The organism is Pseudomonas sp. FYR_5 (assembly GCF_043106315.1).
Lineage (GTDB): Bacteria > Pseudomonadota > Gammaproteobacteria > Pseudomonadales > Pseudomonadaceae > Aquipseudomonas > Aquipseudomonas putida_Y.
In genome coordinates, this window is the sequence record NZ_JBICMK010000036.1 from 14,823 (window position 1) to 35,549 (window position 20,727).

20 protein-coding genes and 1 tRNA gene are annotated in these 20,727 nt (G+C 62.4%); 15 read left to right on the top strand and 6 right to left on the bottom strand.

The features are described 5' to 3' along the window. Window positions 1-62 precede the first annotated feature (62 nt). Window positions 63-521, bottom strand: a complete 459-nt coding sequence (locus ACF8RA_RS03865) for a protein YgfX (RefSeq protein WP_176682679.1) — start codon at window positions 519-521, stop codon at window positions 63-65. Next, window positions 505-759 (bottom strand): succinate dehydrogenase assembly factor 2, encoded by a 255-nt coding sequence (locus ACF8RA_RS03870; protein ID WP_003252043.1) that lies wholly within the window; start codon window positions 757-759, stop codon window positions 505-507. The genes ACF8RA_RS03865 and ACF8RA_RS03870 overlap by 17 nt, the downstream gene beginning before the upstream one ends. Before the next feature lie 133 nt (window positions 760-892). Between ACF8RA_RS03870 and ACF8RA_RS03875 the strand changes: the two genes are divergently transcribed. Then, on the top strand, window positions 893-1,834 hold the full coding sequence (locus tag ACF8RA_RS03875; RefSeq protein WP_176682678.1) for a folate-binding protein YgfZ: 942 nt from the start codon (window positions 893-895) through the stop codon (window positions 1,832-1,834). Window positions 1,835-1,889: 55 nt separating this feature from the next. Beyond that, complete coding sequence (locus ACF8RA_RS03880; protein WP_176682677.1) at window positions 1,890-2,696, top strand: HDOD domain-containing protein; 807 nt, start codon at window positions 1,890-1,892, stop codon at window positions 2,694-2,696. A gap of 65 nt (window positions 2,697-2,761) precedes the next feature. Here ACF8RA_RS03880 and ACF8RA_RS03885 read toward each other — a convergent pair whose 3' ends face one another. Both ACF8RA_RS03885 and ACF8RA_RS03890 read right to left on the bottom strand, forming a co-directional pair. Continuing rightward, window positions 2,762-4,141 carry a sensor histidine kinase gene (locus tag ACF8RA_RS03885; protein ID WP_176682676.1) on the bottom strand — a complete coding sequence of 460 codons (1,380 nt, stop codon included), beginning with the start codon at window positions 4,139-4,141 and terminating at the stop codon, window positions 2,762-2,764. After that, entirely contained in the window at window positions 4,134-4,805 is a 672-nt protein-coding gene (locus ACF8RA_RS03890) for a response regulator (protein WP_021785746.1), read from the bottom strand. Before ACF8RA_RS03890 ends, ACF8RA_RS03885 begins: the two co-directional genes overlap by 8 nt. A 200-nt stretch (window positions 4,806-5,005) precedes the next feature. Here ACF8RA_RS03890 and ACF8RA_RS03895 point away from each other — a divergent pair, with 200 nt between their 5' ends. The 6 genes from ACF8RA_RS03895 to ACF8RA_RS03920 all read left to right on the top strand — a co-directional run bounded on the left by ACF8RA_RS03895 (window position 5,006) and on the right by ACF8RA_RS03920 (window position 12,304). Beyond that, window positions 5,006-6,295 carry an OprD family porin gene (locus tag ACF8RA_RS03895; protein WP_392518808.1) on the top strand — a complete coding sequence of 430 codons (1,290 nt, stop codon included), beginning with the start codon at window positions 5,006-5,008 and terminating at the stop codon, window positions 6,293-6,295. 46 nt (window positions 6,296-6,341) lie between these two features. Continuing rightward, on the top strand, window positions 6,342-7,322 hold the full coding sequence (locus ACF8RA_RS03900) for a tripartite tricarboxylate transporter substrate binding protein (RefSeq protein ID WP_176682674.1): 981 nt from the start codon (window positions 6,342-6,344) through the stop codon (window positions 7,320-7,322). A gap of 184 nt (window positions 7,323-7,506) precedes the next feature. Next, on the top strand, window positions 7,507-7,965 hold the full coding sequence (locus ACF8RA_RS03905) for a tripartite tricarboxylate transporter TctB family protein (RefSeq protein ID WP_176682673.1): 459 nt from the start codon (window positions 7,507-7,509) through the stop codon (window positions 7,963-7,965). Window positions 7,966-7,968: 3 nt separating this feature from the next. Next, window positions 7,969-9,483 carry a tripartite tricarboxylate transporter permease gene (locus ACF8RA_RS03910; protein WP_021785750.1) on the top strand — a complete coding sequence of 505 codons (1,515 nt, stop codon included), beginning with the start codon at window positions 7,969-7,971 and terminating at the stop codon, window positions 9,481-9,483. Beyond that, window positions 9,476-10,531 carry an AbrB family transcriptional regulator gene (locus tag ACF8RA_RS03915; protein ID WP_176682672.1) on the top strand — a complete coding sequence of 352 codons (1,056 nt, stop codon included), beginning with the start codon at window positions 9,476-9,478 and terminating at the stop codon, window positions 10,529-10,531. The genes ACF8RA_RS03910 and ACF8RA_RS03915 overlap by 8 nt, the downstream gene beginning before the upstream one ends. 90 nt (window positions 10,532-10,621) lie before the next feature. Further along, window positions 10,622-12,304 carry a bifunctional metallophosphatase/5'-nucleotidase gene (locus ACF8RA_RS03920; protein WP_392487768.1) on the top strand — a complete coding sequence of 561 codons (1,683 nt, stop codon included), beginning with the start codon at window positions 10,622-10,624 and terminating at the stop codon, window positions 12,302-12,304. Window positions 12,305-12,331: 27 nt separating this feature from the next. Here ACF8RA_RS03920 and ung read toward each other — a convergent pair whose 3' ends face one another. After that, the gene (ung, locus tag ACF8RA_RS03925) at window positions 12,332-13,024 is read right to left on the bottom strand and encodes a uracil-DNA glycosylase (RefSeq protein ID WP_176682670.1); all 693 of its coding nucleotides are present in this window, start codon (window positions 13,022-13,024) and stop codon (window positions 12,332-12,334) included. 126 nt (window positions 13,025-13,150) lie between these two features. On the opposite strand from ung, the gene ACF8RA_RS03930 reads away from it, so the two are divergent. Continuing rightward, window positions 13,151-14,257 (top strand): enoyl-CoA hydratase/isomerase family protein, encoded by a 1,107-nt coding sequence (locus ACF8RA_RS03930; protein ID WP_176682669.1) that lies wholly within the window; start codon window positions 13,151-13,153, stop codon window positions 14,255-14,257. A gap of 44 nt (window positions 14,258-14,301) precedes the next feature. Here the strand turns inward: ACF8RA_RS03930 and ACF8RA_RS03935 are convergent, their stop codons facing one another. After that, window positions 14,302-14,751 (bottom strand): hypothetical protein, encoded by a 450-nt coding sequence (locus ACF8RA_RS03935; protein WP_339533723.1) that lies wholly within the window; start codon window positions 14,749-14,751, stop codon window positions 14,302-14,304. 212 nt (window positions 14,752-14,963) lie between these two features. Between ACF8RA_RS03935 and ACF8RA_RS03940 the strand changes: the two genes are divergently transcribed. From ACF8RA_RS03940 to ACF8RA_RS03965, 6 genes are all read left to right on the top strand, one after another. Next, on the top strand, window positions 14,964-16,445 hold the full coding sequence (locus ACF8RA_RS03940; RefSeq protein ID WP_176682667.1) for a diguanylate cyclase: 1,482 nt from the start codon (window positions 14,964-14,966) through the stop codon (window positions 16,443-16,445). Further along, on the top strand, window positions 16,438-16,650 hold the full coding sequence (locus ACF8RA_RS03945; RefSeq protein ID WP_176682666.1) for a cysteine-rich CWC family protein: 213 nt from the start codon (window positions 16,438-16,440) through the stop codon (window positions 16,648-16,650). Before ACF8RA_RS03940 ends, ACF8RA_RS03945 begins: the two co-directional genes overlap by 8 nt. Window positions 16,651-16,658: 8 nt before the next feature. Beyond that, window positions 16,659-17,351 (top strand): pseudouridine synthase, encoded by a 693-nt coding sequence (locus ACF8RA_RS03950; protein WP_176682665.1) that lies wholly within the window; start codon window positions 16,659-16,661, stop codon window positions 17,349-17,351. Window positions 17,352-17,695: 344 nt separating this feature from the next. Continuing rightward, a complete protein-coding gene (gene phaG, locus ACF8RA_RS03955) occupies window positions 17,696-18,583 on the top strand; it encodes a (R)-3-hydroxydecanoyl-ACP:CoA transacylase (protein ID WP_176682664.1) in 888 nt (295 codons plus the stop codon). 111 nt (window positions 18,584-18,694) lie between these two features. Further along, a tRNA-Gly gene (locus tag ACF8RA_RS03960) sits at window positions 18,695-18,768 on the top strand. Window positions 18,769-18,978: 210 nt separating this feature from the next. Beyond that, on the top strand, window positions 18,979-20,685 hold the full coding sequence (locus ACF8RA_RS03965; protein ID WP_392518809.1) for a SulP family inorganic anion transporter: 1,707 nt from the start codon (window positions 18,979-18,981) through the stop codon (window positions 20,683-20,685). Window positions 20,686-20,727 lie beyond the last annotated feature (42 nt).

Genomic DNA, 20,727 nt, shown 5'->3' on the forward strand with positions numbered 1-20,727 from the left:
GCAGCATTGCGCGGTACCTGTGGGAGCGGGCGAGCCCGCGAAGAAGCTGACCCGGTCTTGATCTATGCCCGGCTCACCTCGGCCCAGCGCCGCCGGCTGAACTTCAACCGCACCCGCAAGCGCCGATGCTCGTCAGCCCCTAGCGCATCCTGAGGTATGCACTGGCTTTGCCCCAGCCAACGCCCCACCCGCTCAAAGCGCAAAACCACCAGCCGTGGCAACGCCACGCTGTCCCGGCACAACCGAACCCGCTGCCAGCCACGGGCACGGCTGAGCACCTGCCAGCCCCGCACATCACGGCGCAGGCCGACAACAGCATGGTCATGGGTCAGCAGAATACGTCGGGGAATGGCCCAGCAAGCGTGGGCCGAGCAGGCGGCGACAACCGATAAGGCCAACCACCCGGGCAGCGGGCTCGCCCACACGGCAAGCCACGCCAGAACCTGACAAGCCAGGTAGACCGCCAGCAGCAGGCGCGAGCCTTGCCAGCGGCACTCGAAGCACTCACTTGGGCTGGACACGGTCCAGAATGATGCGAACCATGCGCTGCAGTTCCGGGTCTTCGGACTCGGTGCGCTCCATGAACCAGCCGAACATGTCCTGATCCTCGCAGCTCAAGAGACGCACGTACAGTTCACGGTCGGTCTCATTGAGGGTGGGGTAGACTTCCTGGGTGAAAGGCACCAGCAGTACGTCCAGTTCCAGCATGCCGCGGCGGCTGTGCCAGAAAAGCCGGTTGAGTTCAGTTTGTTCGACCATGGGGCCCTCCTCGAATGGGCCGCCAGTATACAGCCAGGCGCGCGAAGCGACACCGGGCGTTGGTCTAGTCACCTACCTATTTTGTTACCGGCGTTCTATGATGGCCGCCAGTCTTTAGCCACCGCGATGACCCATGGCCGATTCCGCTTTCTTCTGCCCCCTGTCCCACGAGGGCATCCTCGCCGTCCGCGGCTCCGATGCAGGCAAGTTCCTGCAAGGCCAGCTGACCTGCAACATCAACTACCTCAGCCAGGAATACGCCAGCCTCGGCGCCCGCTGCATGGTCAAGGGACGCATGCAGTCGAGCTTCCGTATAGTGCCCGAAGGCAACGGCTACCTGCTGGCCATGGCCAGCGAACTGCTCGACGCACAACTGGCCGACCTGAAAAAGTACGCCGTGTTCTCCAAGGCCACGCTGACCGACGAAAGCACAGCATGGGTACGCTTCGGCCTGCAAGGTGGCGACTCTGCACTGCAGGCGCTGGGGCTTGTCGTGCCCGCAGCCGCCGGTAGCACCGTGCGCCATGATAGGCTGATCGCCATCACCGCATCCGCTGGCCGGGTTGAACTGTGGGTGCCGGCAGCTGAAGCCGAGCCTGTACGCCAGGCCCTTGCCGCAGCGCTGCCCGAAGGCAGTATCAACGACTGGCTGCTGGGGCAGATTCGCGCAGGTATCGGCCAGGTCATGGGCCCGACCCGTGAGCTGTTCATCCCGCAGATGATCAACCTGCAGGCTGTCGACGGCGTCAGCTTCAAGAAAGGCTGCTACACCGGCCAGGAAATCGTCGCCCGCATGCAGTACCTGGGCAAACTCAAACGCCGCCAGTACCGCCTGGCACTGGACCAGCAGGCCATTCCGGCCCCGGGCGCCGAGATTTTCTCGCCCACCCATGGTTCGTCGGTCGGTGAAGTGGTCATTGCTGCCGGCAACGGCGCGGGCTGCGAACTGCTCGCGGTGCTCAGCGCCGAGGCGGTGGAAGACGGCAACCTGCACCTGGGCAGCCTCGAAGGCCCGCGCCTGCAGGTACTGACCCTGCCTTACGAACTGGACCGCGACCGGGAAATCCAGCGCTGACCAGCCTGCCCCACCCTTGTGGCGGGGCCGCACCACCACTGCGGTAGACATGCCCATGAACAAGCTGGCCGAGTTGGTTCAAGCACAATTGCTCGACGCCATCGAAAAGGATGACCTGGTCCTGCCAACCCTGCCCGAGGTTGCCTTGAGCATCCGCGAAGCAGCGGAAGACAGCGAGATCAGCGTAGCGGCCCTGAGCAAGGTGATCGGTCGCGACGCGGCCCTTTCAGCACGCCTGATCAAGGTCGTCAACAGCCCACTGCTGCGTGCTGCGGTCGAGGTTACCGACCTGCATACCGCCATCACGCGGCTAGGCATCAACTACAGCTGCAACCTGGCCATCGGCCTGGTGATCGAGCAGATTTTCCATGCCCGCTCGTCCGCAGTCGAGCAGAAACTGCGCGATATCTGGGCCAGTAGCCTGGAAGTGGCGGGCATCAGCTACGAAATCTGCCGCCGCTTTACACCCCTCAAGCCTGACCAGGCCACCTTGGGTGGGCTGGTCAACCAGATTGGCGCGCTGCCGGTACTCATCTATGCCGAAGAGCACAACGAACTGTTGTCCGACCCGGTTTGCCTGCATTACGTGATCGAGCAACTCCAGCCGGTGCTGGGGGACAAGATCCTCAAGGCCTGGGAGTTTCCGGAGCAGTTGGTCCACCTGCCAAGCCAGGTTCATGACCTGGACCGCCAGACGGACAAGATCGATTACATCGACATCGTGCAGATCGCCCGCTGCATCAGCCAGCGCGGGCGCCACCGGCCATTGGCTGCGCTACCGGCTTACCGCCATCTGGGGCTGCCGTTTGGCACCGAGCTGGAGGTCGATGAACTGCTAGAGGCGCGGAGCATGTTGCGCTGAGCTGTAACAGCCTGCCAGGGCCCTTTCGCAGGTGAGCCCGCGAAAGGGCCGACACAGGCAAGCCATCAATCCGCTATAAAACTCACCCGTACCCGCAACCCGCCCTTCTCGCCATCATGCAGGCTCACCTGAGCCAGGTGCGCCCGACAGATCTCGCCAACGATCGCCAGCCCTAATCCACTGCCCTGCGCACTTCGCCGGTAGAAGCGCTCGAACACCCGTTCGCGCTCGGCCTCGGGAATACCTGGCCCGTCGTCTTCCACTTCCAGCACTGCCGGCGCCATTACCCGCAAAATCACATTGCCACCCGCTGGCGTATGCGCCAAGGCATTGTCCACCAGGTTGCTCAACAACTCGTTGAGCAACGTCGGCTCCCCTTTCAGCCATACCGGCGCCTCGGCCTCCAGCGCCAGCGCCACCCCGCGCTTGTGCGCCAAAGGCGCCATGGCCATGCCCAGCTCGCGGGCCAACTGGCTCAAGTCCAGACGCTGCGCACCGCCTTCAGCGATTGCCCGTGCGCCATTCTCGACTCGCGCCAACGATAACAGCTGGTTGGCCAGATGGGTCAGCCTGTCGGTACCCTGGGCTGCAGACTCCAAGGTCTGCCGCCACTCCTGCGGCTCGGCCGAGCGCAAGCCCAGCTCGACCCGCGCCTTCAATGCCGCCAGCGGCGTACGCAGTTCGTGGGCCGCGTCGGCAATGAACTGCGCCTGGCGCTCGAACTGGCCACGCAAGCGCTCGGTAAAGTGGTTCAAGGCGCGCACCAACGGGCTCAGTTCACGCTGTACCTGTACCACCGGCAACGCTCGCAAGTCGTCCGGCTGGCGTTCTTCCACCGCTGTGCGCAGGCGCTCCAAAGGCCGCAACGCGGCGCTCACGGCAAACCACACCATCACCAACGCCGCCAGTGCCAGCATGCCCAGACGCAGCAGGGTATCGGCCATCAACCCTCGGGCCATACGCACCCGCGCTTCCTCGGTTTCGGCTACGCGGATTTCTGCCATGCCGTTCATGTTCGGCTCGCTTACCGGCTTAAGCAGGCTGACCACACGAACGTCCTGGCCAAGGTAAGTGGCGTTGTAGAAACGCGCCAATGCCGGATAGTCATCGGTGCGCGGCGTGCCAGGCGGCGGTGGCGGCAGGTTCTCGTAGCCAGAAATCAGCCTTTGCTTGATATCCAGCACCTGATAGTAAATGCGCCCCGCACTGTCATAGGCGAATGTGTCCAGCGCCACGTAAGGCACATCCGCGCTCAACGAACCATCACGCTGCGACAGGCCCGCGGCGATGGTCCTCGCCGAAGCCAGCAGGGTGCGGTCGTAGGCGGTGTCGGCGGCCTCGCGGCCATTCCAGTAGGCGCTAAGGCCGCTGGCCAGCATCAGCACCACCAGCAACAGTGCCAAATTACCCAGCAAGCGCCCGCGCAGGCTGCCGTTGTCACGCATCGCGGTGCTCGAGCAAATAGCCCAGACCGCGGAAAGTGACGATGGCCACAGGGTGCCCGTCGAGCTTCTTGCGCAGCCGGTGAATGTAGATTTCGATGGCGTCAGGGCTGGCTTCTTCGTCCAGGCCAAACACCTGGGCAGCCAGCTGCTCCTTGCTCATCACCCGGCCCGGACGAGCGATCAGCGCTTCCAGCACACTCTGCTCGCGCGAAGTCAGCGCCAGGTTGTCGTCACCGAGGGTGAAGCGCCGGGTGTCCAGGTCATACACCAACGGCCCACAGCGTTGCTGGCGCTCGCCACCGAGCACACTACGACGCAGCAAGGCCTTGACCCGCGCTTCCAGTTCGGTCAGCTCAAACGGCTTGGCCAGATAATCGTCGGCGCCCAGGTTCAGGCCATGGACCCGGTCCTTGACGTCGCTGCGCGCAGTCAGCATCAGCACCGGCAAAGTCTTGCCACGTCCTCGCAGACGCGCCAGCACCTCAAAGCCGTCCATGCGCGGCAGGCCGACATCCAGCACTGCCACAGCGTATTCCTCACTGGCCAGCGCCAGGTCGGCCGCCACGCCGTCATGCAGCACATCTACGGTCAGACCATGGCTTTTCAAGGCCTGGGCCACGCTTTCGGCCAGTTGCAGGTGGTCTTCGACCAGCAGTACACGCATCGGATTCTCCCTGCTCGGGTGGGACGGTGGCGCGGAGTGTACCGCTGTCACCACGCCTGTGAAGCCCCTCGTGACAAACCTTTCACGCTGAAAGGTTAGCGAAAGGTTCGTTGCCTAGCATCGCACCACGGTCGCCCTTCGCGCCGAAAAAAGCACCAGCAAGGTGCGACGAATAAGAACAATAAACGGAGTCATCGACGATGCTGTCATCGCAGCCGCAGGCGTTCGCGCCTACCCGTTCCTTTATCGCACGCCCTTCGGCCATCGCCAGCGCCCTCGCGCTTGCCGGTGTCGCCCCGATGAGCCAGGCCGCCTTCTTCGAAGACAGCACGGCCACCTTCGAAACCCGCAACATGTACTTCAATCGCGACTTCCGCGACGGCACCAGCGCGCAGCAATCCAAGCGCGATGAATGGGCCCAGGGCTTCATGCTCAATTTCGAGTCTGGCTACACCGATGGCACCGTGGGCTTTGGCCTGGACGCATTGGGCATGCTCGGCATCAAGCTCGACTCCAGCCCGGACCGTGCCAACAGCGGCCTGCTGCCGACCCACGATGACGGCAAGGCTGCCGACGAATACTCCAAGCTGGGCCTGACCGGCAAGGTGAAGTTCTCCCAGACTGAACTCAAGATCGGCTCCCTGATCCCCGAACTGCCGACGCTGCAGCCCAACGATGGGCGTATCCTGCCGCAAACCTTCGAGGGTGGCCTGCTCACCTCCAAGGAGATCAAGGGCCTGACCTTCACCGGTGGCCGCATAGACAAAGCCAAGGACCGCAACGACACCAACTGGGAAGACCTGACGCTGAACAACAAGAACGGCCGCTTCGGTGGCACTTTCAGCGCTGACAACCTGGCTCTGGGCGGGCTCGACTACCAGTTCACCGACCGCATCACCGGCAGCTACCACTTCGCCCAGCTCGACGATATTTACCGCCAGCACTTCATCGGCATGGTCGCCACCCAACCCTGGGGCCCGGGCACCTTGGGTGCCGACCTGCGCCTTGCCATGAGTGACGACGCTGGCGCCGCCAAGGCCGGCAACATCGACAACACCACCTTCAACGGCATGCTCAGCTATGCCCTGGGCGGGCACAAGGTCAGCGCTGCCTGGCAGCAGCTGTCTGGCGAAAGCGCCTTCCCGTATGTGGATGGCGCCAACCCGTACCTGGTCAACTTCGTCCAGATCAACGACTTCGCCGGTGCCGACGAACGCTCCTGGCAGGCGCGCTACGACTACAACTTCGCCGCACTCGGCGTACCGGGCCTGACCTTCATGACCCGTTACGTCAGCGGTGACAACGTCAGCCGGGCTGCCGGTGGCGAAGGCAAAGAGTGGGAACGCAACACCGAACTGAAGTACGTGGTACAAAGCGGCCCGTTGAAGAACGTCGCCGTGCGCCTGCGCAACGCCACCTTCCGCTCCAACTTCGCCCGCGACGCGGATGAAGTGAGGCTGTTGGTCAGCTACAGCGTGGCGCTGTGGTAACCCCATAGCGGTAATCCGATAACAACAACGCTCACGGAGATCGACGATGACCTTTTCACTGCGCCGCCTCGTCCTCGCTACCGGCTGCCTGCTGTTGGCCGGCAACGCCCTCGCTGCAGAACCGAAACGCCCCGAATGCATCGCACCCGCCTCACCCGGTGGTGGCTTTGACCTGACCTGCAAGCTGGTGCAAAGCGCACTGGTGCAAGAAAAGATCCTCAGCAAGCCAATGCGCGTCACCTACATGCCCGGCGGTGTCGGCGCGGTAGCCTACAACGCCGTGGTCGCCCAGCGCCCGGCAGACGCCGGCACGCTGGTGGCCTGGTCCAGCGGCTCGCTGCTTAACCTGGCCCAGGGCAAGTTCGGCCGTTTCGACGAGAATGCGGTGAAATGGCTGGCTGCCGTCGGCACCAGCTACGGTGCCATCGCGGTGAAGAGCGACTCGCCCTACAAGACCCTTGATGACCTGGTCGCAGCGCTGAAGAAAGATCCGAGCAAGGTCGTGATCGGTTCCGGCGGTACCGTCGGCAGCCAGGACTGGATGCAGACCGCGTTGATCGCCAAGGCCGCAGGCATCAACCCGCGCGACCTGCGCTACGTGGCCCTGGAAGGCGGTGGCGAAATCGCCACGGCACTGCTGGGTGGTCACATCCAGGTCGGCTCTACCGACATTTCCGACTCCATGCCGCACATCCAGAGCGGCAACATGCGCCTCCTCGCAGTGTTCTCGGAAAACCGCCTGGACGAGCCGGAAATGAAAGACATCCCGACGGCCAAGGAGCAGGGCTACGACATCGTCTGGCCGGTGGTGCGTGGTTTCTACCTGGGGCCAAAGGTGAGCGCCGAGGACTACGCCTGGTGGAAGGCCTCGTTCGACAAGATGCTGGCCTCAGAGGACTTCGCCAAGCTGCGAGACCAGCGCGAGCTGTTCCCGTTCGCCATGACCGGCGAAGAGCTGGACGGCTATGTGAAGAAGCAAGTGGCTGACTACAAGGCACTGGCCAAGGAATTCGGCCTGATCCAGTAACACCACCCCTGTGGGAGCGGCCTTGTGTCGCGATCGGGCGCGAAGCGGCCCCTGGTACAGCCGATACGATGCTTCGGACAGATCGCATCGGCAGGTTTGGCGGCCGCTTCGCGCCCGATCGCGACACAAGGCCGCTCCCACAGGATTTGCATTTCACTTGAGCAATCCCAACGAGGATTCCCCAATGATCCTTCAACGCATTTTCGCACTGGCCCTGCTGGCGGTGTGTGCCGCCCTGGCCGTCATGGCCTGGCCCTACCAGGCTGCATTTTCCTATGAACCGGTGGGCCCGCGCGCCTACCCGCTGCTGGTGCTCGGCCTGATGGGGCTGGGCCTGCTGTACCTGGTGTTCCGCCCAACGCCCATCGTGCGCAAGGATGACGAACCAGAACTGGATCGCGAGACCCTGATCAAGATCACCGCCTGTGTCGGCCTGCTGCTCGTCTTCGCCGCCACCTTCGAAGCCCTCGGTTTCATCCTCAGCGCTGTCCTGGTCGGCCTGCCCATGGCCCGGCTGTACGGTGGCCGCGGACTGCGCAGCGCCATCGTGGTGGTCGGCATGAGCATTTTCCTCTACTGGCTGTTCGACCGCGTGATGGACGTGCCCCTGCCCCTTGGCCTGCTGAGCGTACTGGAGAACTGACACATGGATACCTTGAGCTACCTGGGCCAGGGCTTCGGCATTGCCCTGTCCCCCTACAACCTGGTCACCGCCCTCTCCGGCACCCTGATCGGTACCGTGGTCGGCCTGCTGCCGGGCCTGGGCCCGATCAACGGCGTAGCCCTGCTGATTCCCATCGCCTTTGCCCTCGGGCTGCCGCCGGAATCGGCGCTGATCCTGCTGGCCGCGGTGTACCTGGGCTGTGAATATGGCGGGCGTATCAGCTCGATCCTGCTGAACATCCCGGGCGAAGCCTCGACCGTGATGACCACCCTCGATGGTTACCCGATGGCCCGCCAGGGCCTGGCCGGTGTTGCCCTGTCGTTGTCGGCCTGGAGTTCGTTCATCGGCGCCTTCATCGCCACCTGCGGCATGGTGCTGTTCGCCCCGCTGCTGGCGAAATGGGCCATCGCCTTCGGCCCGGCGGAGTACTTTGTGCTGATGGTGTTCGCCATCGTCGCGCTGGGTGGCATGGCCGGTGACAAGCCACTGAAAACCTTCATTGCCGCACTCATCGGCCTGTTCCTGTCGGCGGTCGGCATCGACGCCAACAGCGGCGTGTACCGCTTCACCGGTGACAGCGTGCACCTGGCCGACGGTATTCAGTTCGTGGTGCTCGTGCTGGGCCTGTTCTCCATCAGCGAAATCCTCCTGCTGCTGGAAAAGACCCACCATGGCCACCAGGCGGTCAAGGCCACCGGCCGCATGCTGTTCAACTTCAAGGAAGCGGCCTCGGTGTTCCTGGTCAACATCCGTTGCGGCCTGCTCGGCTTCATCATGGGTGTTCTACCCGGCGCCGGTGCAACGCTGGCCAGCGCCGTGGCCTACATGACCGAGAAGCGGCTGGCGGGTGAAAGCGGCAAGTTCGGCAAGGGCGATGCCCGTGGCCTGGCAGCGCCGGAAACTGCCATTGGTGCGTCCTGCTGTGGTGCCCTGGTACCGATGCTGACCCTGGGCGTACCCGGCTCCGGCACCACGGCGGTGATGATCGGCGCCCTGACCCTGTACAACATCACCCCTGGCCCACTGCTGTTCGAGCAGCAGCCAGATATCGTCTGGGGCCTGATTGCCTCGCTGTTCGTCGCCAACATCATGCTGGTAATCCTCAACATCCCGATGATCCGCATCTTCACCCGCATCCTCGCCGTGCCTAACTGGGCGCTGGTGCCTGTGATCGCCATCATCACCGCGATCGGCGTGTACGCCGTGCATGCCACTACCTTCGACCTGTTCCTCATGGTCGGCATCGGCATCATGGGCTACATCATGCGCAAGCTGGATTTCCCTCTGTCGCCGATTCTGCTGGGCTTCATCCTCGGCGGGCTGATGGAGCAGAACCTGCGCCGGGCGCTGTCGATCTCCAACGGTGAACTGGGCATCCTCTGGTCGAGCCCAATCAGCATGGGCATCTGGGCGCTGGTTGTGGCAATGCTCGCCCTGCCGCTGCTGCGCATCTGGCGCAAACGCAGCCTGCAGCGCCGGGCCTTGGCCGATGCCTGATCGGTCGTTGCCATGGTTCGTCGCGACCGGGCTGGTCGGCCTTGCTGGCGGTTTTGCCGCCAGCAAGGTCGGCTGGCCTTTGCCATGGATGGTCGGTTCATTGCTGGCGATCATCCTGGTGCGCTGCCTGACGCCCTGGCAACTTTCGGAAATCCCCAACGGCCGCAAGTGCGGGCAGTGGATCATCGGCATCGGTATTGGCCTGCACTTCACGCCAGCGGTGATCGAGCAAGTGGCCAGCCATTTCGCGCTGATCCTCTTCGGCGCGTTGTTCACCACCCTGTCCAGCGTGATCAGCGTATGGCTGCTGCGGCGAGCCGGCGAAGACCGTGCCACCGCGTTCTTTGCCAGCATGCCAGGCGGTTCGGGAGAAATGGTCAACCTTGGGGCGCGCAATGGCGCGGTACTCAGCCAGGTGGCAGCAGCGCAGAGCTTGCGTGTGCTGGCAGTGGTGCTGTGCGTGCCGGCGCTGTTCAAGTTCTTGCTGGGTGACGGGGTACCACTGAACCACACCGGTAGCGTGAGCTGGGGCTGGCTGGCACTGATTGCGCCCTTGGGCGTTGCCGTTGCCTTGCTTTGGCAGCGCTTGCGCCAGCCCAACCCATGGCTGTTCGGGCCATTGCTGGTAGCGGCTACGGTCAGCCTGGCCGGCAACCTGCAGATCGCCCTGCCCAATGGCGCCAGCCAGATCGGCCAGTGGCTCATCGGCAGCGGCCTGGCCTGCCACTTCAACCGCGCGTTCTTCCGCCGCGCACCGTCGTTCCTGGGGCGCACCTTGATGGCTACGGCATTGTGCATGGCGATTGCCGCCAGTGCCGCGTGGCTGCTGAGCATGATGACTGCACTGGACTTGCGCTCACTGACACTGGGGATGATGCCTGGCGGGATCGCCGAAATGAGCCTCACGGCCGAAACGTTGCAATTGTCGGTGCCGCTGGTGACGGCGCTGCAGGTGATGCGCCTGATTTTGGTGTTGTTTCTCGCAGAACCGCTTTTCCGGTGGTGGGACAACAGGCATTCAAGCTGCAAGCTCCCTGAAGATAGATAGTTACCACTTGCCCAATGCCCGGGTGAATAGAGTCGGATTGCTGCCCTGATCGGCAGCAAACCCACACTTCCCGGCATTCAAGAGGTAATGATGAAAGTCCGTCTTTCTTGCAACTGTCGCTCGGCTATTGCCTGGGCATGCCTTGCCATCAGCGCAGTCAGTCTTGCCGCAGAGTCACCTGCCCCCGTCCAGATCAACGTCGTGGCCATCAATGATCTTCACGGCTACCTGGAACCCAACCCCCAAGACTACGCCGGCGCGCAAGGCGCTACCCGCCTGACCTACGGCGGCATCGCCACACTCGGCGCCATGCTCGATGAACTGCGAACGCAGGACCCCGATCTGCTGTTCATCGGGGCTGGCGACTTGATAGGGGGCAGCCCCGCCATTTCTGCACTCTGGGCTGACGAGCCTGTGCTTGAGGCCCTGAGCGCGATGGGCATGATTGTCAGCGCATCCGGAAACCACGAACTGGATGCAGGCAAGGCCGAGTTCCTTCGTCAGATCCACGGAGGGTGCGAGTCAACACGCCCTGAAAAGGCTTGCAAGTTTCGCGGCAATTATCCTGGAAGTGGCTTCCCTTACATAGCGTCCAACCTGATCGATACCACTACGGGCAAGCGCTTGCTACCGGCCTATCACATTGAGCAGGTAAAAGGGGTCAAGATAGCGTTCGTCGGTGCAGTACCGCGCAACATGGAAAAAGTGGTTTCGGCCAGAGCATTCGCAGGGCTCAAAGCCACAGATGAAGCGCAAGCCATCAATGACGTGATTCCGGAGCTCAAAGCCAAAGGTGTCAATGCAATCATTGCGGTCATGCACCAAGGAGGGGATACCGCCGAGCCGTTCGACACACAGGATTGCAGCCAGCTAGGTGGTGCGATCGTCGACGTGGCGAAGCGGCTGGATCCTGCGGTAGATGCCGTCATCAGCGGTCACTCGCATGCCAGCTATCAATGCAAGGTGGGTGACCTGAGCATCACTCAGGCTGGCAAGTACGGCCACTTCCTGACTCAGTTGAAGTTGCAGGTGACGCCAGGCACCCATCACGTCACGAACATCACCGCCCGTAATATTCCTGCTGACCCACAGAACTACCTGCCAAATGCCAAGTTGACGAGTTTGCTGGAGGAAGTGCGTCAGCGGTCCGGGGAAAAACTGCTCGAACCCATAGGACGCATCTCGACGGCAGAACTTGACCGCGAAGAAAATGCCGCCGGTGAAACAACCTTGGGAAACCTGGTCACGGATGCCCAATTGGCCATGACCCAAGCGTTTCAGCCACAGATTGCCTTTCTCAACCTGGGTGGGCTGCGCAGTGATCTTATCCAGCCTGCCGATAGCGACCTGACCTACGAACAATTATTCGCCGTACAACCGTTCAATAACCCTCTGGTAGTTCAGGAATTGACAGGCAGGCAGATTACCGAACTGCTCAACCTTCAATGGAACAGGGGCAGTTTCAACCCGCTGCAGGTATCGAAGGGTTTCCATTATGAATGGGACGGTTCACGGCCTGTCGGCAGCCGTGTGGTCGACGGGAGTGTACGTCTGCACGGCAAACCCCTTGAGCCGTTGACCCATTATCGCGTAGTCAGCAACCTGTTCCTGGCCGATGGTGGCGGTGGCTTGGCCACGTTCAAAGAAGGAAGGCGACGTCAGGACACCGGCATTTCCGACCTGGAAGCCTTGGTGGAGTATGTGCGCCAGAACCATGAGCGGGGTATTGCAATTGGCCAGCGCAGCGAGCCGCGCATCAGCATGACGCCCTGAGCGATTGCGTACCCCACCCGCGGTTTCTCACAGTGGGGGCAGTGCCCAGTTGATGGGCCCGAGCCCCCGCTGCTCGAGGAAGCTGTTTGCACGACTGAAATGCCCGCAACCGATGAACCCGCGATACGCCGACAGCGGTGAAGGATGGACCGACTTCAATACCAGGTGCTTGGTACCGTCGATCAGCTTCTGCTTGCTCTGCGCATGAGCCCCCCATAGCAGGAATACCACGTTCGGGCATTGCTCACTGACCACCTGGATGACCCGGTCGGTAAACAATTCCCAGCCTTTCTTGGCATGCGACGCGGCATTGGCGCGCTCGACGGTCATGGTCGTGTTGAGCAATAGAACGCCTTGTTCCGCCCAGCTCTGGAGGTAGCCGTGGCTGGGGATCGGGATGTTCAGGTCGCGCTGCAATTCCTTGTAGATATTGACCAGCGACGGCGGTGTGGCCACACCCGGTTGCACCGAGAAGCACAAGCCATGTGCCTGCCCCGGCCCGTGATACGGGTCCTGACCGAGGATGACCACCTTCACCTGGTCCAGCGGCGTCGAGTTGAGCGCATTGAAGATCAGCGGCCCTGGCGGGTAGATCTCCTTGCCGGCAGCGTACTCGCCACGCAGGAACTCGCGCAGTTGATGCATGTAAGGCTGGTCGAATTCACCGCGCAATGCGGCCTTCCAGCTGGGTTCGAGTTTGATGCGATCGTCGTCAGTCATGGGGCCTTCCATAAACAATGGCGCGACACTAGGTAAGCCCTTCGCGCTTGTCAAACGATCCGACCGACGACCGGCATGATCGGCCAGGCAAGCCATACTTGAGCGATGACTTGCGAGAGGTAGTCCATGACCATTCACTGCGAGGTACTCACCGGCGTCGATGGCGCCCGCATCGGCATCGCCACACTGGATGCGCCCAAGGCGCTCAATGCCCTGAACCTGCCGATGATCGAGGTGCTGGGCGAACAGCTGCATGCCTGGGCCCGCGACCCGGGTATCGTCTGCGTGCTGCTGCGCGGCAACGGGGCAAAAGCCTTTTGCGCAGGCGGCGATGTACGTGCGCTGGCGCAAGCCTGCCGCGACCACCCCGGTAGCGTTCCGCCGCTGGCGGCCTCCTTCTTCGCCGCCGAATACCGCCTGGACTTTGCCCTGCACACCTACCCCAAGCCGTTACTGTGCTGGGGGCATGGGCATGTGCTGGGTGGCGGCATGGGGCTGCTGCAAGGCGCCAATGTACGCATCGTGACCCCCAGCAGCCGGCTGGCCATGCCGGAAATCAGCATCGGCCTGTACCCTGACGTAGGCGCCAGTTGGTTCCTGGCCCGGCTGCCGGGCAAGCTGGGTTTGTTCTTCGGCCTGACAGGTGCGCCAATCAACGCCCGCGATGCCCTTGACCTGGGCCTGGCTGACCGTTTCCTGGGCGAGCACCAGCAAGAGGCCTTGATCGAGGAGTTACTGCAACTCAACTGGCAGGAGCAGACTGCCATACAACTGAACAGCCTGCTCAAGGCCGAACAGCATCGTGCCTGGGCCGAGCTGCCGGATGCCCAGTGGCTGCCGCGACGGCATGAGATCGATCAGTTACTCGACGTGGCTGATGCTGCCTCAGCCTGGCGCGCACTGGAAAGGCTCAAGCGGCATGACGACCCATTGCTGGCAGATGCCGGCCAACGCCTGCACGAGGGTTGCCCGCTGACGGCGCATCTGGTCTGGGAGCAGATCCGCCGGGCGCGGTACCTGTCGTTGGCGCAAGTGTTCCAGATGGAATACAGCATGAGCTTGAACTGTTGCCGCCACCCTGAATTCAGTGAAGGCGTGCGCGCTCGCCTGCAGGACAAAGACAACCAGCCGCGCTGGCACTGGCCTGATGTGGCGCAAGTGCCGGCGGCGGTAGTCGAGGCGCATTTTGCCAAGGCGTGGGAAGGGCGGCACCCATTGGCGGATGTGGGTTAGCTTGCTGATCCGGGGGCTGCTTTTCAGCCCCCGCCTCCGCTCAGCTAGCGCTGCCAGTTTCCTCCTCGCCCCTGCCCGCGCCGCCCGTCCCAGCGACCGCGGTCGTCCAACTGCCGATTGGAGTGCCGATCGCCCTGCCGGTAACGCTGGCTGCCATTGCGATAGTCATGGCGATCCCGGTCCTGCCGGTAGTCTTGCCGCTGGCGATTGCCATAGTCATGGCGCGGGTTGCCATGCCACTGGTTCATCCCCGGCCGCGAATAGGGCCGGTAATGGGGCACAGGGGCCGACCGATTGTAGTAGCGGGGAGCAGGCTGATAGTAGTAGCGCGGCGCAGGCGCCACATAGTACCGGTCATGGCGGTAATACCCCGGCGCCACATAGCGGTCGGTAGAATAGTAGTCCGAACGGTAATAGCCTCCGCGGTCATGGTACGGGGCACAGGCCGAAGTCATCAGCCCCAGCAGGGTGATCAACAGGATTCGATAGGACATGGCGGCCTCCTGGACCGCTGGAGTGCCCGAACAGCGGCGCTGGCGAGCATCGATGCAAGATGTGTAGATCGACACTGAATAAGACAGTGGCGCGCAGGTGCAGTGCCATTCCTGCAATAACTTGATACAGGTGAAATAACCCTGAAAAACTTGCAGTCATTTGCCGGCCATCTCAATAGAATAAGCGGCTCGGCACACATCACGGGAAGATCATGCCCTTACGTTCCGCTCTGTTCTCGCAGCGCTCGCTGATCGTTACCCTGCTCGTGTTACTGGCCTGCGGCTTCCTGGCCACTTCGCTGCTCAGTTACTTCTCCTCGCGCAGCGCCATCCGCGACAGCATCATCAATACCGAATTGCCGCTGACCTCCGACACTGTCTACTCGGAAATCCAGAAAGACCTGATCCGCCCGGTGCTGATCGCTTCGATGATGGCCCAGGACACCTTCCTGCGCGACTGGGTGCTGTCCGGCGAGCAGGATACCGAACGCATGACGCGCTACCTGGGCGAGGTCATGGGCAAGCAGGACATATTCACGTCCTTTTTCGTGTCCGATCGCACGCTGACCTACTACCAGGCCAAAGGTGTGCTCAAGCATGTCGAACCGGGCACCTGGCGTGATGCCTGGTATTTCCGTCTGCGTGAACTCAAGGCCCCTTATGAGATCAACGTCGACCTGGACATGGCCAACCAGGACAGCCTGACTGTGTTCATCAACTACCAGGTGCACGACTACCAGCAGCGCTTCATCGGTGCGGCAGGCGTAGGCCTGAGCGTATCGTCGGTGGTCGAGCTGATCGATCAGTACCAACGCCGCTACCAGCGCGCGGTGCTATTCACGGATGCCAAAGGCAAGGTGCTGTTGACCGGCTCCGGGGGCGGCCCGCATGGCTTGCAAGTCGGCCAGCCACTTAAGGAAAACCCTGAGCTGAAGGCCCTGCTGGCCGAGCAGTGGGTGCCAGGCGAAGGCAGCCACGAGTACCATGACAGCGAAAACCACAGCCACTTTCTCAACGTGCGTCACCTCCCCGAACTGAACTGGTACCTGCTGGTGGACAAACGCGAAACCGGCGTCCTCGACCGCATTCGCCAGGCCCTGTACCTGAACCTGGCGATCTGTACGATGATCACCCTGGTGGTGCTGGCACTGGTGCATGCCATGGTCCGCCGCCACCAGGCCAGCACCGAAGCCTTGGCCACGCTCGACAGCCTCACCGGCTTGCACAACCGGCGCAGCTTCGACCTGCTCGCCGCCCAGGCGTTGCGCGAAGCCCGGCGCGACAGTAGCCCACTGGTGGCTTTGCTGATCGATCTGGACCATTTCAAGGCGCTGAACGACACCCACGGCCACCTGGCAGGTGACGAAGTGCTACGCCAATTCGCCAATGTGCTGCAAGGCAGCCTGCGTCAGTCAGATATACTGTGCCGCTGGGGCGGTGAGGAATTCATCGTGCTACTGCGCGAAGCTGAAAGCCGCCAGGCCATCGAGGTGGCGGAAAAGATCCGCCGACGCACCGAGCAGCTGACCTTCAGTTACGACAACCAGCCGCTGCGGCTGACCACCAGCATCGGCCTGAGCAGCCTGCAACCGGGGGATACCCTGCACGCCCTGCTGACCCGCGCCGACCGCGCGCTTTATCGTGCCAAGCAGGCTGGCCGCAACCGCGTCTGCAGTGAAACCCGCCATGAATGACAAGCAACATTGCCCCGCTTGCGGTGCCCTCAACCAGTGCAGCCTGGCCGACCCACGCCGTGCCACCCAGGCTTGTTGGTGCTACAGCGTGACCATCGACCCGGCCGTGCTCCAGGCGCTGCCCGCCGAGCTGCGCAACAAGGCCTGTCTGTGCCCGCGCTGCGCCGCCATTGAAGAACAGCTCCGTCCATCCGCTGCCCACTGATCGTTTCCATGCGCCTTGATCGTTTCCTCGCCAACCTGCCCAGCTACAACCGCCAGCAAGTTCGCCTGATGCTGGCGCAACGCCGCGTGCGGGTGGACGGCCAGATCGTCAGCGACCCGCTGACCGAAGTACGTGAATTCAGCCGCGTAGAGCTGGACGAGCAACTGCTGCAGGCCGGCCGCCCGGCCCGCTACCTGATGCTGTACAAGCCCACTGGCTGCGTAAGCGCCACCCACGACCCGCAACACCGTACCGTTCTCGACCTGCTGCCAACGGCGTTGCGAGATGACCTGCACATCGCCGGGCGCCTGGACTTCAACACCACCGGGCTGATGATCCTGACCAACGATGGCCAGTGGTCACGGCGCCTGACCCAGCCTGCCACCAAACTGCCCAAGCATTATCTGGTGGACACCGAGGACGAGATTGGCGAGCACTATGTGGCCAAGTTTCGCGAGGGTTTCTATTTCGCCTTCGAAGACCTCACCACCCAGCCTGCCCAGCTGGATATCCTCGGCCCCCATCAGGCCCGGCTGGCGATCGTCGAAGGGCGCTATCACCAGGTCAAGCGCATGTTCGGGCATTTCAACAACAAAGTGGTGGGGCTGCACCGGGAAAGCATGGGGGCGATCCGGCTGGATCCGGGGTTGGCGCCGGGAGAGTACCGTGAACTGACGGCCAATGAGATAGCCACTGTCTAGGCCGCAACAGACAGCCCGGCTCGTCATACGACCGCTCAGCGACAAAAGTCACATTACTTACCGAACGGCACTTGCGCGATGCCCAACCCACTGCTTGAATCCAAATCGTCAGTCTGCATGTGACTACCAGGTCACACCCGCGGTCGATGACACTTTTTGCCGGCCACCCAAGGCCTAGATGCCTTGGGGCACGGCAAATTGCCCGCCAAAAACAATACCGTCGACGCAAGTGCCAAGGATCGACACAGGGCCCCCGGTTTTATCTTCAGGCAAATGCCTACCTGTCATAAAGCACGTGCACCCTAGGTGACGCGAATACCCTTTTTGCGCCAGGAGTCGATGACATGAGGCCAGAAATCGCTGTACTTGATATCCAAGGTCAGTATCGGGTTTACACGGAGTTCTATCGCGCGGATGCGGCCGAAAACACGATCATCCTGATCAACGGCTCGCTGGCCACCACGGCCTCTTTCGCCCAGACGGTACGTAACCTGCACCCACAGTTCAACGTGGTACTGTTCGACCAGCCGTATGCCGGCAAGTCCAAACCGCACAACCGTCAGGAACGGCTGATCAGCAAGGAGACCGAGGCGCATATCCTCCTTGAGCTGATCGAGCACTTCCAGGCAGACCACGTGATGTCTTTTTCGTGGGGTGGCGCAAGCACGCTGCTGGCGCTGGCGCACCAGCCGCGGTACGTGAAGAAGGCAGTGGTGAGTTCGTTCTCGCCAGTGATCAACGAGCCGATGCGCGACTATCTGGACCGTGGCTGCCAGTACCTGGCCGCCTGCGACCGTTATCAGGTCGGCAACCTGGTCAATGACACCATCGGCAAGCACTTGCCGTCGCTGTTCAAGCGCTTCAACTACCGCCATGTGAGCAGCCTGGACAGCCACGAGTACGCACAGATGCACTTCCACATCAACCAGGTGCTGGAGCACGACCTGGAACGTGCGCTGCAAGGTGCGCGCAATATCAACATCCCGGTACTGTTCATCAACGGCGAACGCGACGAGTACACCACAGTCGAGGATGCGCGGCAGTTCAGCAAGCATGTGGGCAGAAGCCAGTTCAGCGTGATCCGCGACGCGGGCCACTTCCTGGACATGGAGAACAAGACCGCCTGCGAGAACACCCGCAGTGTCATGCTGGGGTTCCTCAAGCCAACCGTGCGTGAACCCCGTCACCGTTACCAACCTGTGCAACAGGGGCAGCATGCATTTGCCATCTGAGCGGCTCGGCGCCTTGTAGCAAATACCCGCAAGCCATGGGGCGCCGACAAGCTTTTTTATAACTTGGGCTTCTAATTCGCTGAAGGTTCTGGTAAAAAGTCGAGCTCAGATGCGGGTATAGTTTAGTGGCAAAACGAAAGCTTCCCAAGCTTTAGTTGAGGGTTCGATTCCCTCTACCCGCTCCACATCGCATTCCCGCATGGCGTTCCAGCAACGTCATCGCAGTCAAAAGGAGCCTTGGCTCCTTTTTTCGTTTTCCCCCCTCCCGTGATCTGGCCCATGGCCATTTACCCGCCGATCCGCTTCAATGCGCATCGGGCCTCAGCACGTGCAAGCGAAACGGCTTGTGGCGGATATGCTCAATGGATTCGTGAAACCATTCGAAAGGACAACGCATGTTTCTCTCCCGCTGGCTACCGGGCCTTGCCAACCTGCTGCACTACCGCCGTGAATGGTTCCACGCCGACCTGCAAGCTGGCCTGTCGGTAGCCGCGATCCAGATTCCCATTGCCATTGCCTATGCGCAGATCGTCGGGCTGCCGCCGCAATACGGCCTGTACGCCTGTGTGCTACCGATGATCGTCTACGCGCTGATCGGTAGCTCGCGCCAGTTGATGGTCGGCCCCGACGCCGCCACCTGCGCGATGATCGCCGGTGCCGTGGCACCGCTGGCCATGGGCGACCCGCAGCGCATCGCTGAACTGTCGGTGATCGTCACCGTGCTGGTCGGCGGGATGCTGATTGCCGCCGGCCTGGCGCGGGCCGGGTTCATCGCCAGCTTTTTCTCGCGGCCGATCCTGATCGGCTACCTCAACGGTATCGGCCTGAGCCTGATCGCCGGGCAGCTGTCCAAGGTGGTGGGCTTCAAGATCGAGGGCGACGGTTTCATCCTCAGCCTGATCAACTTCTTCCAGCGCCTGGGGGAAATTCACTGGGTCACATTGATCATCGGCCTGGCCGCCCTGGGCCTGCTCATCTGGCTGCCACGGCGCTACCCGCGCCTGCCCGCCGCCCTCACGGTAGTGGCGCTGTTCATGCTGCTGGTTGGCCTGTTCGGCCTCGACCGCTTCGGCGTCGCCATCCTTGGGCCGGTACCTGCAGGCATCCCGCAACTGGCCTGGCCACACAGCAACCTGGCAGAAATGAAGAGCCTGCTGCGCGACGCCCTGGGTATCGCCACCGTCAGCTTCTGTAGCGCCATGCTTACCGCACGCAGCTTTGCCGCCCGGCATGGCTATGCGATCAACGCCAACCACGAATTCGTCGCCCTGGGCGTGAGCAACCTGGCGGCCGGGGTTTCCCAGGGTTTTGCCATCAGCGGCGCCGACTCGCGCACGGCAGTCAACGACATGGTTGGTGGCAAAAGCCAGCTGGTGGGCATCATCGCTGCACTGGTCATCGCCCTGATTCTGCTGTTCTTCACCGCGCCCATGGCGTGGATCCCGCAGGCTGCGCTGGGCGCCGTGTTGCTGATGGCTGGCTGGGGGCTGATCGACATCAAGTCGCTGGGGCACATCCGGCGCCTTAGCCGCTTCGAGTTCTGGCTGTGCCTGCTGACCACGGCGGGCGTACTGGGCCTGGGCGTGCTGCCAGGCATCGTGTTTGCCGTTACCCTGGCGATCCTGCGCCTGCTTTACAGCATCTACCAGCCCACCGATGCCGTACTGGGCTGGCTGCCGGGCACCGAAGGCCAGGTGGACATCCGCAAGTTCAAGGACGCCCGCACCGTGCCTGGCCTGGTGGTGTACCGCTTCGACGACGCCATCCTGTTCTTCAATGCCGACTACTTCAAGATGCGCCTGCTGGAAGCCGTGCAAAGCCAGGACCAGCCTAAAGCCGTGCTGTTCGATGCCGAAGCGGTAACCAGCATCGATGTCAGCGGCATGGCCGCCCTGCGCGAAGTGCGCGACACCCTGGCGGCCCAAGGCATCTTCTTCGCCATCGCCCGCGCCCGAGGCACCTTCCTGCGCATGCTGGTGCGCTCGGGGATGGCGCGGGACATGGAAGACAAACTGCTATTCGGCTCGGTCCGCGCGGGAATTCGCGCGTACCGCGTGTGGCGCAACCGAAACCGCAGTGTGCAAGTGACCGAACAGGGTTGAGCGGCTTTCGTCCTGTTCAACGTGCTGCGACTGTGCTGGCCC